The organism is Roseovarius sp. PS-C2, from assembly GCF_018862045.1.
GTDB lineage: Bacteria > Pseudomonadota > Alphaproteobacteria > Rhodobacterales > Rhodobacteraceae > Roseovarius.
In genome coordinates, this window is record NZ_JAHKSQ010000006.1 from 213,316 (window position 1) to 226,954 (window position 13,639).

Annotated in this window: 14 protein-coding genes and 1 pseudogene; 9 read left to right on the forward strand and 6 right to left on the reverse strand. The window is 63.7% G+C overall.

Translation table 11 applies throughout. The features are described 5' to 3' along the window. Nucleotides 1–123: 123 nt before the first annotated feature. Nucleotides 124–525: a DUF4168 domain-containing protein gene (locus tag KPG71_RS13170; RefSeq protein ID WP_216338461.1), complete on the forward strand. Its 402-nt coding sequence runs from the start codon at nt 124–126 to the stop codon at nt 523–525. A gap of 124 nt (nt 526–649) precedes the next feature. Here the strand turns inward: KPG71_RS13170 and KPG71_RS13175 are convergent, their stop codons facing one another. Further along, the gene (locus KPG71_RS13175; RefSeq protein WP_216338462.1) at nt 650–1,453 is read right to left on the reverse strand and encodes a class I SAM-dependent methyltransferase; all 804 of its coding nucleotides are present in this window, start codon (nt 1,451–1,453) and stop codon (nt 650–652) included. A gap of 207 nt (nt 1,454–1,660) precedes the next feature. Then, on the reverse strand, nt 1,661–3,640 hold the full coding sequence (locus tag KPG71_RS13180) for a protein meaA (protein ID WP_216338463.1): 1,980 nt from the start codon (nt 3,638–3,640) through the stop codon (nt 1,661–1,663). A gap of 137 nt (nt 3,641–3,777) precedes the next feature. On the opposite strand from KPG71_RS13180, the gene KPG71_RS13185 reads away from it, so the two are divergent. The 7 genes and pseudogenes from KPG71_RS13185 to KPG71_RS13215 all read left to right on the forward strand — a co-directional run bounded on the left by KPG71_RS13185 (nt 3,778) and on the right by KPG71_RS13215 (nt 10,738). After that, entirely contained in the window at nt 3,778–5,157 is a 1,380-nt protein-coding gene (locus tag KPG71_RS13185; protein WP_216338464.1) for a 1-acyl-sn-glycerol-3-phosphate acyltransferase, read from the forward strand. A gap of 134 nt (nt 5,158–5,291) precedes the next feature. After that, nucleotides 5,292–6,578, forward strand: a complete 1,287-nt coding sequence (gene ccrA / locus KPG71_RS13190) for a crotonyl-CoA carboxylase/reductase (RefSeq protein WP_216338465.1) — start codon at nt 5,292–5,294, stop codon at nt 6,576–6,578. A gap of 215 nt (nt 6,579–6,793) precedes the next feature. Continuing rightward, complete coding sequence (locus KPG71_RS13195; protein WP_216338466.1) at nt 6,794–7,012, forward strand: hypothetical protein; 219 nt, start codon at nt 6,794–6,796, stop codon at nt 7,010–7,012. Further along, nucleotides 6,975–7,676 (forward strand): LuxR family transcriptional regulator, encoded by a 702-nt coding sequence (locus KPG71_RS13200; RefSeq protein WP_216338467.1) that lies wholly within the window; start codon nt 6,975–6,977, stop codon nt 7,674–7,676. Before KPG71_RS13195 ends, KPG71_RS13200 begins: the two co-directional genes overlap by 38 nt. Nucleotides 7,677–7,789: 113 nt before the next feature. After that, a pseudogene (locus KPG71_RS13205) lies at nt 7,790–8,421 on the forward strand (acyl-homoserine-lactone synthase). A 50-nt stretch (nt 8,422–8,471) separates the two neighbouring features. Next, nucleotides 8,472–10,007: an ATP-dependent RecD-like DNA helicase gene (locus tag KPG71_RS13210; protein WP_216338468.1), complete on the forward strand. Its 1,536-nt coding sequence runs from the start codon at nt 8,472–8,474 to the stop codon at nt 10,005–10,007. Beyond that, the gene (locus KPG71_RS13215) at nt 10,004–10,738 is read left to right on the forward strand and encodes an SDR family oxidoreductase (RefSeq protein ID WP_216338469.1); all 735 of its coding nucleotides are present in this window, start codon (nt 10,004–10,006) and stop codon (nt 10,736–10,738) included. The genes KPG71_RS13210 and KPG71_RS13215 overlap by 4 nt, the downstream gene beginning before the upstream one ends. Nucleotides 10,739–10,770: 32 nt before the next feature. Here the strand turns inward: KPG71_RS13215 and KPG71_RS13220 are convergent, their stop codons facing one another. The 4 genes from KPG71_RS13220 to KPG71_RS13235 form a co-directional block, all read right to left on the reverse strand. Continuing rightward, nucleotides 10,771–11,007 (reverse strand): GDCCVxC domain-containing (seleno)protein, encoded by a 237-nt coding sequence (locus KPG71_RS13220; protein ID WP_253196260.1) that lies wholly within the window; start codon nt 11,005–11,007, stop codon nt 10,771–10,773. A gap of 67 nt (nt 11,008–11,074) precedes the next feature. Next, nucleotides 11,075–11,881 (reverse strand): mechanosensitive ion channel family protein, encoded by an 807-nt coding sequence (locus KPG71_RS13225; protein ID WP_216338470.1) that lies wholly within the window; start codon nt 11,879–11,881, stop codon nt 11,075–11,077. A 137-nt stretch (nt 11,882–12,018) separates the two neighbouring features. Further along, nucleotides 12,019–12,441, reverse strand: coding sequence for a large conductance mechanosensitive channel protein MscL (gene mscL / locus KPG71_RS13230; RefSeq protein ID WP_216338471.1), 423 nt, complete (start codon nt 12,439–12,441; stop codon nt 12,019–12,021). Between the two features lie 134 nt (nt 12,442–12,575). Beyond that, nucleotides 12,576–13,025 (reverse strand): YtoQ family protein, encoded by a 450-nt coding sequence (locus KPG71_RS13235; RefSeq protein WP_216338472.1) that lies wholly within the window; start codon nt 13,023–13,025, stop codon nt 12,576–12,578. Nucleotides 13,026–13,181: 156 nt separating this feature from the next. Between KPG71_RS13235 and KPG71_RS13240 the strand changes: the two genes are divergently transcribed. Further along, nucleotides 13,182–13,637: a hypothetical protein gene (locus KPG71_RS13240; RefSeq protein WP_216338473.1), complete on the forward strand. Its 456-nt coding sequence runs from the start codon at nt 13,182–13,184 to the stop codon at nt 13,635–13,637. Nucleotides 13,638–13,639 lie beyond the last annotated feature (2 nt).

The window sequence follows — 13,639 nt, forward strand, 5'->3', positions numbered from 1 at the left end:
TATGCCGCCGCCGTCCCGGCATTTTTCCGCTGAGGGCATTTGCACCGTGCGCCGCGATACCCCATGTCGTGACAGGCAGCCCGGCGCATTTGCCGGGCAACGCAATGCAAACGGAGACATGGATTGACCCTGACACCCAAGATCGCCCCCGTCCTGACCGCCGTCGCGCTGGCGCTGGCGACCCCGCTTGTGGCGCAGGACAGCGCCCCTGACGAAATCACTGCGGAAAGCATCACCGATACGCAGATCGAGGCCTTTGCCAATGCCGTCATGGCCGTGCAGGCCGTCAGCCAGGAATACATGCCGCGCATCCAGCAGGAGCAGGATCAGGAACAGCGGCAGGACATCATCGCCGAGGCCGAAGCCGCCGCCATCTCGGCCATCGACGAGGTCGAGAACATGAGTGCCGATGAATACCGCGCCATCGGCGGCATCGCCCAGAACGACGAAGACCTGAACAAGCGTATCATCGCGCAACTGGAAGAAATGCAGGCCGAGGCCGAAGGCGCGGCAGAGGGCGAATAACCCCCTCCCGGATGGAACGACGCGCAAAGGCCCGGTCATGCGACCGGGCCTTTCGCTTTGGTGGTTGTTTTACCCCTGCGCGGTTTTGTGGCGCTCTCGGTGGGGCGCGTTGCACCTGATCGGTTCAGCTTGGGGTCTTACCCGAACAAATCATGGCCTCAAGCCGGGCCTCAACGCGATCGCCCGTGTCGAATTGCGTCAGGCAATCGCGGACTTCTTCCCATGCCCTGGATTTCGCGGTGTCATCAAGGTCGGCCACGACAGCGCGATAGGCCCCGGCGGCTTCTTGCAGCAGGTGCATGGCGTCGTCTGCACTTGGCAGGGAAACGTCGGCATGGACAGTACGGGTTTCAATGCCTTCAAACCCGCAATCCTCCATGAGAGTTTCCAAAACACCGTTGCCACCCAAGGCGAACAAGCCAGGACTGCCGGGCTCGGGAGGGGCCTTTCCGGCATGTCGAAGCAGGATCGCCATTGGTCGCGACAGAAAGGGGCTGTTCACCGGTGATGTGAAAACGAGCGCCGCAAAACGTGCGCCGGGGTTCAACAGTTTCCCCAGAATGTTCAGGGCCCTGTGCGGTGCGGGAAACAGCATCAGGCCCATTCGGCAGATTGCAGCATCGAACGGGCCAAGCGACGCATCCAGATCCTCGGCGGCGTCAGGATGGGTTTCTATGTTGTCTACACCGGCGTCGCGGGCATTCTGGCGCACATGTTCCAGCATTTTGCTTGAAATATCACTGGCAAGCACCCGGCCTTGTGGCCCGACGCGCCTGGCCGCTTCGATACTTTGGCTGCCAGCCCCGCAGGCAATGTCCAGAACCTGCATTCCGGGTTCAATCGCGGCCATATCGAGAAGCTGGCCGGTGGCTTGAGAAAACCCCTGGGCAATGGTGTTTTCCCATTTCGCCCAACCGGGCGCTGCCATCTCCCAGGTATTTTTCAGTTGTGATGTCGTCGTTTCGTCTACCATCCGATGCCCCACCGCATTGCGATGTCGCGGCGTAGTCTACCACAAAACGATGCCCGACTCACGGTTGAACCGCGGCTGGCCTATCTTTCGGCCAGTCGCGCAAACGAAGATTCCTGTCTCGCCCGTTGCCGTATGGCGGAGGGGCAGGGGGCGCGGATCGAGTTACTCGGCGGCCACGGCCCTTGGATCGGCGAGCGTCACGATGTCCATCATGATGGTGTTCAGCTCGAAATCCTTGGGCGTGTAGACGCGGGCGACGCCCATGTCGCGCAGGCGTCTGGCGTCGTCTTCGGGGATGATGCCGCCGACGATCACCGGCACGTTGCCAAGCCCGGCCTCGCGCATCCGCTTCATCAGGTCCTCGACCAGCGGGATGTGCGAGCCCGACAGGATCGACAGGCCGACGACATGGGCCTGATCCTCGATCGCCGCGCTGACGATTTCCTCGGGGGTCAGGCGGATGCCCTCATAGCTGATATCCATGCCGCAGTCGCGGGCGCGGAAGGCGATCTGTTCGGCGCCGTTGGAATGGCCGTCGAGCCCCGGCTTGCCGACAAGGAATTTCAACCGGCGGCCCAACTTGTCGCTGACCGCGTCCACCGCATCGCGGATATCGTCCAGACCTTCGGTCTTGTTCGAGGGGCTGCCCGACACGCCGGTGGGGCCGCGATATTCGCCATGCACGGCGCGCATTTGCGCGGCCCATTCGCCGGTGGTGACGCCGGCCCTGGCGGCCTTGATCGACGCGGGCATGACATTGCGCCCCTCGGAGGCGGCGGCGCGCAGTTCCGCCAGCGCCTCCTTGACCGCGGCATCGTCGCGCTGGGCGCGCCATTCGTTCAGGCGGTCGATCTGTTCGGCCTCGACCGCCGGATCGACGACCATGATGCCGCCATCTTCGCCCATCAGGGGGGAGGGTTCGCCCTCGGTCCATTTGTTGACGCCGACGACGACGGTGTCGTTGCGCTCGATCCTGTTGAGACGGTCGGCGTTGGAATCGACCAGCCGGGATTTCATGTATTCGATGGCATCCACCGCGCCGCCCATGCTGTCGATATTGGCCAGCTCGTGACGCGCGCCCTCCTTGAGGGCTTCGACCTTGGCATCGACCGCCGGGTTGCCGTCGAACAGGTCGTCGAATTCCAGAAGGTCGGTTTCATAGGCCAGAATCTGCTGCATTCGCATCGACCATTGCTGATCCCACGGGCGGGGCAGGCCCAATGCCTCGTTCCAGGCAGGCAGTTGCACGGCGCGGGCGCGGGCCTTTTTCGACAGGGTCACGGCCAGCATCTCGATCAGGATGCGGTAGACGTTGTTTTCGGGCTGCTGTTCGGTCAGGCCGAGGGAATTCACCTGCACGCCGTAACGGAAGCGGCGGTATTTGGCGTCTTCCACGCCGTAACGGGTGGCGCAAATCTCGTCCCAGAGGTCCACGAAGGCGCGCATCTTGCACATTTCGGTGACAAACCGGATGCCCGCATTCACAAAGAACGAAATCCGCCCGACGAGGCGCGGGAAATCCTCGGCCGGGACACGCGGCTTCAGCTCGTCCAGAACGGCGGTGGCGGTGGCCAGCGCAAAGGCCAGTTCCTGCTCGGGCGTCGCGCCGGCCTCTTGCAGGTGATAGGAACACACGTTCATCGGGTTCCATTTGGGAATATTGGTGTAGCAGTATTCGGCCACGTCCCCGATCAGTTTCAACGACGGTTTGGGCGGACAGATGTAGGTGCCGCGCGACAGGTATTCCTTGATCAGGTCGTTTTGCACCGTGCCTTGCAGTTTGGTGGTATCGGCGCCCTGTTCCTCGGCCACGGCGACGTAAAGCGCCAGCAGCCACGGCGCGGTGGCGTTGATCGTCATCGAGGTGTTCATCTGTTCCAGCGGAATGTCGTCGAACAGTGTGCGCATATCGCCCAGATGGCAGACCGGCACGCCGACCTTGCCGACCTCGCCGCGCGCCAGAACGTGATCGCTGTCATAGCCGGTTTGCGTGGGCAGGTCGAAGGCCACCGACAGGCCGGTTTGCCCGCGCGCGAGGTTGGAGCGGTAGAGCGCGTTCGAGGCTTTGGCGGTGGAGTGGCCGGCATAGGTGCGGATGAGCCAGGGGCGGTCCCGTTGGATTTCATTCTGCGTCTGCGACATGGGCGGGCCTCGTGAATCAGTATGCGCAATTTTGTTACGTCAATGCGTGTTTATCTGGAATAATGTGGCGCTGTCAATTCGCTGCATTGCGGCATGGGGTCATTTACCGCGCCGTCAAACCCTGTATTGCTGTCAATATGGGCAAGATGATCGAAATGCCGCTTTGGGCGCTGATTCTTCTGGTCGCCTTTGCGGCGGTGACATTCGCGTCGCATTTCCTGTTTCCGTCGGTGCGCTGGTTCTTTCGCCGCCGGATGGAACGCGCGGTGGCCAGGCTGAACGAGCGGCTGGAGCGCCCGATCGAGCCGTTCAAGCTGGCCCGGCGTCACGACATGATCCAGCGGCTGATCTACGATCCCGAGGTCAGTCGGGCGATTGCCGACCACGCAAAGGCCGAAGGCATTCCCGAGAACGTGGCGTTCGAGCAAGCCAAGCGCTATGCCCGCGAGATCGTGCCGGGATTTTCGGCCACGGCCTATTTCGGGGTCGCGATCCGGGCGGCGAAATGGCTGTCGCGCTCGCTCTACCGGGTGCGGCTGGCGCATTTCGACGAAGAGGCGCTGGCGCGGGTGGATCGCAAGGCGACGGTGGTGTTCGTGATGAATCACCGCTCGAACATGGATTACGTTCTGGTCACCTGGCTGGCCGCCGAACGCTCGGCGCTGTCCTATGCGGTGGGGGAATGGGCGCGGGTCTGGCCGCTGTCGCGGCTGATCAAGGCGATGGGGGCGTATTTCATCCGCCGCAAATCGCGCAACGACCTGTATCGCCGGGTTCTGGCGCGCTATGTGCGTATGGCCACCGACGGCGGCGTGGCGCAGGCGGTGTTCCCCGAAGGGGGGCTGAGCCTCGATGGCGGGCTGGCCCCGCCCAGGCTGGGTATCCTGAAATATATCGTCGAGGGCCGCGCGGAGGATGCGCGTGACGTGGTGTTCGTGCCCGTGGCGCTGAATTACGACCGGGTGTTCGAGGATCGCATCCTTGTGGCCGCCGGGCAGACGGGCGAGCGGCGGTTTCGGGCGCGGATCAGCGTGGTGGGGCGGTTCATCGTGAAACAGCTCTGGCTGTGGCTGCGGCGGCGCTATCACCGGCATGGCTATGCCGCGGTCAGTTTCGGCGCGCCGGTGTCTCTGGCCGGGTTCGAGGCCACGCATCCCGGTGCGCCGGTCGAGGTGTTGGGCGATCTGCTGATGCAGCGGATCGGGCAGGAGGTGCCGGTGCTGCCCGTGCCGCTGGTGGCGCGGGCGCTGGAGGAAGAGGGCGCCCCGATGACGCGCGAGGGCCTTGAGGCGCGGCTGGCCGCGATGGTCGGGCAGCTTCCGCAGACCGTACTGCACCTGCCGCGCGAGGATATCGCCTATGCCGTGGAGGTGGGGCTGCGCAACCTGACCCGCCGCAAGATCGTGACCGAAGCGGGCGGCAAGGTGGCCATGGTGCCCGAAGAGCGGCCCGTTCTGGCGTATTACGCGCGCTCGATTGCGCATCATTTTTGCAATCGCAGCAAGGATGGTGCCTAATTTCTGCAATTGCGAGGTCATAAAATTACAAAAACAGCCCTCTCGGCATTGCATTGTTTCGCGTTGAATTATATTCCCAAGGGCAGAGCCGCGATTCTGCGTTGCGGCAAGAGACACCAACTAGGAGGCTGAAAATGGCTCTGGACACCGATACCGGGATCGCACCCTACGACGCGCCCGAGAAGGACCTTTACGAGGTCGGCGAAATGCCCCCGCTGGGCCATGTGCCCAAGCAGATGTACGCCTGGGCCATCCGGCGCGATCGCCATGGCCCCCCCGACAAATCCTTTCAGGTCGAGGTGGTGGACACCCCCGTTCTGGACAGCCACGAGGTGCTGGTCCTGGTGATGGCGGCGGGCGTCAATTACAACGGTATCTGGGCCGGTCTGGGCGAACCGATCAGCCCCTTCGACGGCCACGGGGCCGATTATCACATCGCCGGGTCGGATGCCGCGGGCATCGTCTGGGCCGTGGGCGACAAGGTGAAGACCTGGAAAGTGGGCGACGAGGTCGTGGTTCACTGTAACCAGGACGACGGCGACGATGAGGAATGCAATGGCGGCGATCCGATGTATTCGCCCAGCCAGCGTATCTGGGGCTATGAAACCCCGGACGGGTCGTTTGCGCAGTTCACCCGCGTGCAGGCGCAGCAGCTTCTGCCGCGTCCCAAACACCTGACATGGGAAGAGTCGGCCTGTTACACGCTGACGCTGGCCACCGCGTACCGGATGCTGTTCGGCCATCACCCGCACGAGCTCAAGCCCGGCCAGAACGTGCTGGTCTGGGGCGCGTCGGGCGGTCTGGGGTCGTTCGCGATCCAGTTGATCAACGCGGCGGGCGGCAATGCGATCGGCGTGATCTCGGAAGAGGACAAGCGCCAGTTCGTGATGGACCTTGGCGCCAAGGGCGTCATCAACCGCAAGGATTTCAATTGCTGGGGGCAACTGCCCAAGGTCAACACGCCGGAATATGCCGCATGGTTCAAGGAAGTCCGCAAGTTCGGCAAGGCGATCTGGGACATCACCGGCAAGGGCAACAACGTGGATATCGTGTTCGAACATCCCGGCGAGGCAACCTTCCCGGTGTCCAGTTTCGTGTGCAAGAAGGGCGGGATGGTCGTGATCTGCGCGGGCACCACCGGCTTCAACTGCACCTTTGACGTGCGGTATGTCTGGATGCACCAGAAGCGTTTGCAGGGCTCGCATTTCGCGCATCTGAAACAGGCCGCCGCCGCCAACCGCCTGATGGTGGAGCGCCGGATCGACCCGTGCATGTCCGAGGTGTTCCCGTGGGATCAGATCCCGGACGCGCATGTGAAGATGTACAAGAACCAGCACAAACCCGGCAACATGGCCGTTCTGGTGCAGTCGCCCAAGACCGGGCTGCGCACCGTCGAGGACGTGCTGGAAGCCGGAAAGTAACCTGTCCGCGCTCGTGGAGACAGGTTCGACGCCCGCGAATCGGATTGCCCGGTCGCGGGCGTTTTGCCGTTTTTGGGCCGGTGTAACGGGATCAGGGGCTTAGCCGGACCTGCCCCCGCTATTTTTGGGGAGTGGAAATGCGTGAATTCCGAAAAAACCGGGCTCGTGCTATGGTTGTGTTAACCTTCCATTAACCCGTTCTGCGGAGTCTGGCGATGCAAAATGAATGGATACTCGACGTGCTGTCCGATCTGAAAGGGTTCGCCGATCAGAACGGGATGTCCGCGCTGGCCGACAAGCTTGCCGATACGCGGCTGGTGGCCACGCTGGATCTGGTGCGCCAAGGGAAAGGAACATCGGCGGATGACCGCAGCCCTGCCTTCGCGGCCGGACAAAATGGACAGGATGTTCCGTGCGTTGGAAGGCGCGTCTGAACTTTCCGATCTGCAACAGGTCATCGAGACCTTTCGCGATCATTTCCGCGTCGATCACATGGTCTATCACTGGGTCAGCGGCGCGGGCGATCAATATGGCTGTGGCACCTATGCGCAGGATTGGGTGCAACTGTATCTGGAGCGGGATTTCCTGCGCATAGATCCGGTCATTCAGGGCTGTTACCAGCATTTTCACCCGGTGGACTGGAAGCGGCTCGACTGGTCGGGCAGGGCCGCGCGGGATTTCCTGCGCGAGGCCATTGCGCATGGCGTGGGAAATCAGGGCTATTCGGTGCCGTTGCGTGGCCCCAACGGCCAGTTCGCCCTGTTCACCGTCACCCATGATTGCGACGACGAAACCTGGGCCCGTTTTACCGAGACCCATCGTCGCGACCTGATCCTGATCGCGCATTACTTCAACCAAAAGGCGCTCGAGCTGGAGCCCGACCGCAAGCCCGAACCGGCGCAGCCGCTGTCCCCGCGCGAGGTGGATGCCATGACCCTGCTGGCCATGGGGTATAGCCGGGCGCAGGTGGCGCAGACCCTGTCGATTTCCGAGCATACCTTGCGCGTCTACGTGGAATCCGCGCGTTTCAAACTGGGCGCGATGAACACGGTTCATGCGGTGGCGCGCGCGCTCAGCCGGGGGCTGATTGTGATCTGACGCCCCCGGACGGGTGGCATTTGACTAAAATCCCGTGAAAACAGCGCCCGCCCCGTCAGGGGCCGGTTAACCCTGCCTGCCTGACCTTTCCGTCCTCAAACGGAGGGTTCAGAATGCTGCGCTATATCTATGGAACCGATTTGCACCGCTTTGCGCGCCTGCGCGACGGGATGTTTCGCGACCGGGCCGATCAGTTCAAGACCCGGCTGGGCTGGGAGGTGACGGTGGATGCCGGTGGGTTCGAGCGGGACGACTACGATGCGCTCGATCCGCTCTATGTCATCTGGGAAGGGCCGGACGGGCGGCATCAGGGCTCGATGCGGTTTTTGCCGACCACGGGGCCTGTGATGGTCAACGATCATTTTGGCCATCTGCTGAACGGGCAGTCGGTGTGCAGCCCGGACATCTGGGAATGCACCCGGTTCTGCCTGTCGTGCGGGGCGCCGTCGCGGGTGGCGGCGGGGCTGATGCTGGGCGGGGGCGAGATCATGCGCCATTTCGGGATCAGGCATTTCGCGGGCGTGTTCGATGCGCGGATGGTGCGGATCTACCGCCATATCGGATCGTCCCCCGAGGTTCTGGGCAGTCAGGCACGGGGCGCGACCGGATCAGCGTGGGCCTTTGGGCGTTTTCCGATGCGGCGCGGATGCGCGTGGCGCAGCGCGCGGGCATCTCACCCGCGCTGTCGGACCTGTGGTTCCGCCGCAGTCTGGGCGATGCGATGCCGATGCCTTTGAGCGCCTGACCGGGCGTTCTGCTCTGGTGCATGGCGGGGCGCTTGGATAGGGTCGCGCCATGCAACAGAGCGCGCTCACATTTTCCCACGATCAGGCCGAGGCCCATGACCGCATCGCCGAGATGCTGCGCGCCGCGGGCGTCGATCTGGATGAGGGCGTGGTTTTGCCCGCGCGCGACGGTGCGGCCAGTGTCATGGCAGTAACCGGCAAGGCCGGTTCGGGCAAGACGCTGCTGCTGGCGGCGCTGACCCGCGCGATGGAGGAGGCGGGCGTCGATATCGTGTCGGGCGACTGGGAGGGGCGCAAGCGGCGCGACCGGCGCACGCTGGCCATTCTGGCGCCCACCAACAAGGCCGCCAGCGTGTTGCGGATGCGCGGCGTGCCCGCCACGACCATTCACCGCATCCTCTATACGCCGGTCTATGACCCGGAATACGAAAAGATCGCCGAATGGCTGGCCGGAAACGGCGAGCGCCCCGAGATCGAGGGCCTGACCGATGAGGCGCTGGACCGTGCGCTGGCCTTTTACCAGTCCAACAAATCGGTGCCGGGGGCGTTGGCCGCCGCCGGATTGCGCGGCAGCGATTTCATCACCGGCTGGAAACGCCGCGAAGAGCCGCTGGATATCGGGCTGGTGGACGAGGCGTCGATGCTGGACGACCGGCAGTTCGAGGATTTGCAGGAGATTTTTCCCAACCTTCTGTTGTTCGGCGATCCGGCGCAGCTTGCGCCGGTGAACCAGTCGGGCTCGATGGTGTTCGACAAGCTACCTGACAATGCGCGGCTGGAATTGCACCGCATTCACCGGCAGGATGCCGATAACCCGATCCTCGATCTGGCGCATGCGCTGGCCGATCCGGCGCTGGGCTTCGAGGATTTCGAGCGCATGGTGCAACAGGCCGCGCAGCGCGACGAGCGCGTGCAATGGGCGCAGCGGGTCGAGGTGGACCTGATGGCGCGCTCGCCCGTTCTGGTCTGGCGCAACGCCACGCGCATCCGCCTGATCAACGCCTTTCGCGCGGTGCATGGCGCGCCCGAGGATGCGTTGCTGGAAGGTGAGCCGCTGATTTGCGACGGGATCGAACTGCCGCTCAAGCATCGAAACAAACGGCAGGACCTCGAAGCGCGCGGCCTGATCAAGGGCGCGCAGGTGATCTATCTGGGGCCGGGCAACAAACCCGGCTTTTCCCGCCTGCATGTGATCGGCGCCGAAGACCCGCGCGTCAGTGCCGCCAGCATCGTGAAGATCGAGAAACCCGACGAGGAAGAGCCGTTCATCCCCTTCGCCGCCCGCATGGGTGCGACGTTCCTGCACGGGGCGGCTGTGACGATTCACAAGGCGCAGGGTTCACAGTGGCGCGACGTTCAGGTGTTCGCCCCCGATCTTTATGCCGCCGCCCGGATGGGCCGGAGCGAGGCGGGCCAACCCCTGTGGAAGCGGCTGGCCTATGTCGCCATCACCCGCGCCGAGGAACGCCTGCACTGGGTGGTGCGCAACCGGCTGGCCAAACCCACCGGGCCGCTCAGGGTGGACGACCTGCGCGCCGCGCCGGTGCCGCTGGAACTGGAAGTGCAAGAGGAGGCCGAGGCATGAAATCCATCCTGATCACCGGGGCAAGCTCGGGCATCGGGCGGGCGACCGCGCTGGAATTCCTGAACGCGGGCTGGCGCGTGGGGCTGGTGGCGCGCCGTGCCGGGCGGCTTGAGGAAATGGCGGGTGATTACGCCAATGCCGAGGCTCTGCCCGCCGACGTGACCGACCCGGCCGCGATGGAGCGCGTCTTTGAGCGGTTCGTCGGCATGGCGGGGCGGCTGGACGTGTTGTTCAACAATGCCGGCATGTTCGGCCCCGCCGGCCCGATCGACGAAATCCCGGTCGAGGCGTTCGACGAGGTGATCGGCGTCAATATCCGGGGCATGTTCATCGCTGCGCGCCTGGCCTTTGGACAGATGCGCCGCCAGCAGCCGCAGGGCGGGCGGATCATCAATAACGGGTCGCTCTCGGCGCATAACCCGCGGCCCGGCTCGGTATGTTATACCACGTCGAAACACGCGATCACCGGCCTGACGCGCAGCCTGTCTCTGGACGGGCGGGACTTCGGTATCGCCTGCGGGCAGATCGACATCGGCAATGCCCGCACCGAACTGGTGGACGATCTGAACCGCCGCGCGCTGGAGCAGAACCCCGAGGCCGAACTGATGCCGATGATGGATGTGGGGGATGCGGCGCGCTCGGTCCTGCATATGGCGCAGATGCCGCCCGAGGCCAATGTGCAGTTCATGACGGTGATGGCCACCACGATGCCTTATATCGGGCGCGGGTGAACCGGGGTTCGACGCGGCCGGTTCGATGGGGTTCAGTCACAGCACCCGGACCCGGCCTGAACCGGCGGACAGGGATGTGTGCCGTAAGAGCAATAGACGCAACAATCGCCGGGTATCGGCCTGAGCAGTGCGCCGCAGGACTGGCATTCGTAAAACCACTGGCAGGAGTCCGAGGGCATGGTTTCATCCGCCGAATGCCCGCAGTCCGGGCAGGTGATGGTGCTGTTCAGGATGACGGTTTCATGGGCCATACCCAAAGCATAGCACATTCTGGACGGCGCGGCGCGACAGGCGCCAAGAGCCGAAGAATCAGCCCTTGGTCCTGTCGCAGACAGATCAGCCTGCCTTCTGGATTTCCACCGAATGGGGGTAGGGGATCGAGACACCGTTCTTGTCGAAGGCCTCTTTCACGGCCTTGGTCATCTCGAACTTGATGTCCCAGTAATCCGCCGCGTCGCACCACAGGCGTGCGGTCAGGTCGACGCTGCTGTCGCCCAGGTTGGTCACCCGCACCCAGGGTTCGGGATCGTCATGCACGCGGGTATCGGCGCGGGCCAGGTCGAGGATGATGCCCATCGCCTTGTCCGCGTCATCGCCATAGTCGATGCCGAACGCCAGGTCCACGCGGCGCGTGTCGTGATGCGAGAAGTTGGTGATGATCGACCCCCAGGCCTGACCGTTGGGCACGATGATCTGCACGTTGTCGGGGGTGGCCAGTTCGGTGATGAACAGGTTGATATCCTTCACCGTTCCGGCAGTGCCCGCGACCTCGACATACTGGCCCAGCTTGTAGGGGCGGAACAGGATCAGCATGAAGCCCGCGGCCAGATCGCTGAGCGTGCCTTGCAGCGCCATGCCGATGGCCAGCGTGGCGGCGCCCAGCACGGCCACCAGCGAGGTCGCCTCGATCCCGAACAGGCCCAGAATGGCGATCAGGACGACCAGCAGGATCACCCATTTGATGATCGAAGCCACGAAATTGCCCAGCGTGTCGTCGATCCGGGGGTTGGAATTGACCTTGCGGCGGATCGCGCCGCTGACGATACCGGCGACCATCCAGCCGACGATCAGAACGACAAGCGCCTTGACGGCGTTGATGATCAGCGGCGCATAGTTGCCCGCCTGTTCCAGCAGAGTTTCCATATCGAACATACCCTTCGATTGCGGTTTGCGTCTCTGTGACCTGTCTCACAGCACAGGGGGCGCGTGCAAGCATCGCGGCTCCGGACAGGAAAAGGGCCCGCGTAGGCGCAGGCCCCTGTGGTGATCCGAGGATCGGGTTACTTCTTCAGCGCGTCGCGGATTTCCATCAGCAGGTCCAGCTCGGTCGGGCCTGCGGGTTCCTCGGCGGCTTCCTCTTCTTTCTTCTCGGTGGCTTCCTTGGCGCGGTTGACGGCCTTGACCAGCAGGAACACCACGAAGGCGATGATCAGGAAGTTCAGGATCGCCATGATGAACCGGCCCCATGCAAAGACGGCCGCGCCGGCCTCTTCCGCGTCGGCGATCGAGGCGTATTCGCCATCGCCCAGCAGGACATATTGACCGGCGAAATCGACGCCGCCCATGAACAGGCTGATGATCGGATTGATCAGGTCGCCCACCAGCGATGTGACGATGGCGGTAAAGGCCGCCCCGATGATGATGCCCACGGCCATGTCCATGACATTGCCCTTGGCGATGAAGTCCTTGAATTCCTGAATCATTATCTGCGTTTCCTCGTCCCGGTTCCACTTGCCTATGTGCGGGGCCAAATAGCCCGCACGTAAATATTGTGCCGCTTTTCCACAGAAAAGCGAGACTTATGATGGGAAAGGAACGCGGAATTTCCCCGCTGGTCTCAGCCGGGCAGGCCGCCGTTCAGCACATAGCGCAGGATCTGCACCACCTGTTCGGGCTCGCGCGCCATGGCCAGCGCGGCGGCGTTCACCTCTTTCAGGGCGTGGTCGTGCTCGGGCGGTTGCAGGACGATCAGCGACTTGCCGAGCGCGCTGGCATAGCCCGCGTCGAAGGCGGCGTTCCATTGCTTGTACTTGTCGCCGAACCGCACCACGACCACGTCGGCCTCGGCGATGCCCTTGCGGGTGCGGATGGCATTGACCATCGCGCCCTTGTGATCGTGCCAGTACTTGTCGTCCTCGGCCCCCAGGATCGCCACGCCGCAATCGTCGCTGGCGGCGTGATCGGTGACCGGGCCGCTGAACCTCACGTCCAGCCCCTTGGCGCCGTCGATGATGCGTTCGCGCCAGTCGGTATGAATCTCGCCGGAAAGATAGACGTTGAGTGTCATGGAACCCCCTGATCTGCTGATTTGCGTTTGCGCGATACATAGCCCGCAATCGTCGCGGCGTCATCCGTCCTGCGCGGATTTCGGGTTTTGCAGGACGCCGCAGGGGGAGTATCGTGCCCTGACCGCGCCACGATCATTGCCTGAAGGAGCTTGAAAATGGGTGTTCGCCACATCGTCCCCGCCTGTGCCGCCGCCGCTTTGGCCGCTGTTCCGGCCCTCGCCGCCGATCCGGTCACGGCCATCCTGGACGCGGCTAGGGAGGTTTGCACCGATTACGAGAACGGCCGGTTCGACGCGGGCGATGCCGTCACCGAAATCGACCTGACGGGCGACGGGGTGCCGGACCGTGTGGTGGACGAAAGCAGGTTCGCCTGCAGTTCCGCCGCCTCGATGTATTGCGGCAGCGGCGGGTGCATGCTGCATGCCGTCGTGGGCGAGGACAGCTGGCGCTTTCAGGCCGAAGGCTGGCGCGTCATCGATTGGGACGCGCAGCCGATCCTTCTGATCGCGCGCGATGGCGGATGGTGCGGCGGTGTCGGCGCGCAGCTTTGCTTCGAGGCCGTCACATGGGGCGACGGCGACATGCTCAGCGTCATGCCGCCGCCGCAGTAACC

Bases quoted from the DNA above. Each gene is read 5' to 3' on its own strand.
- KPG71_RS13175 (WP_216338462.1), bottom strand. From the start codon at position 1,453: ATGGCAGCGCCCGGTTGGGCGAAATGGGAAAACACCATTGCCCAGGGG.
- KPG71_RS13195 (WP_216338466.1), top strand. From the start codon at position 6,794: ATGCAAAATGAATGGATACTCGACGTGCTGTCCGATCTGAAAGGGTTC.
- KPG71_RS13185 (WP_216338464.1), top strand. From the start codon at position 3,778: ATGGGCAAGATGATCGAAATGCCGCTTTGGGCGCTGATTCTTCTGGTC.
- KPG71_RS13225 (WP_216338470.1), bottom strand. From the start codon at position 11,881: ATGGAAACTCTGCTGGAACAGGCGGGCAACTATGCGCCGCTGATCATC.
- KPG71_RS13240 (WP_216338473.1), top strand. From the start codon at position 13,182: ATGGGTGTTCGCCACATCGTCCCCGCCTGTGCCGCCGCCGCTTTGGCC.
- ccrA (WP_216338465.1), top strand. From the start codon at position 5,292: ATGGCTCTGGACACCGATACCGGGATCGCACCCTACGACGCGCCCGAG.
- mscL (WP_216338471.1), bottom strand. From the start codon at position 12,441: ATGATTCAGGAATTCAAGGACTTCATCGCCAAGGGCAATGTCATGGAC.
- KPG71_RS13180 (WP_216338463.1), bottom strand. From the start codon at position 3,640: ATGTCGCAGACGCAGAATGAAATCCAACGGGACCGCCCCTGGCTCATC.
- KPG71_RS13200 (WP_216338467.1), top strand. From the start codon at position 6,975: ATGGACAGGATGTTCCGTGCGTTGGAAGGCGCGTCTGAACTTTCCGAT.
- KPG71_RS13220 (WP_253196260.1), bottom strand. From the start codon at position 11,007: ATGTGCTATGCTTTGGGTATGGCCCATGAAACCGTCATCCTGAACAGC.
- KPG71_RS13210 (WP_216338468.1), top strand. From the start codon at position 8,472: ATGCAACAGAGCGCGCTCACATTTTCCCACGATCAGGCCGAGGCCCAT.
- KPG71_RS13235 (WP_216338472.1), bottom strand. From the start codon at position 13,025: ATGACACTCAACGTCTATCTTTCCGGCGAGATTCATACCGACTGGCGC.
- KPG71_RS13215 (WP_216338469.1), top strand. From the start codon at position 10,004: ATGAAATCCATCCTGATCACCGGGGCAAGCTCGGGCATCGGGCGGGCG.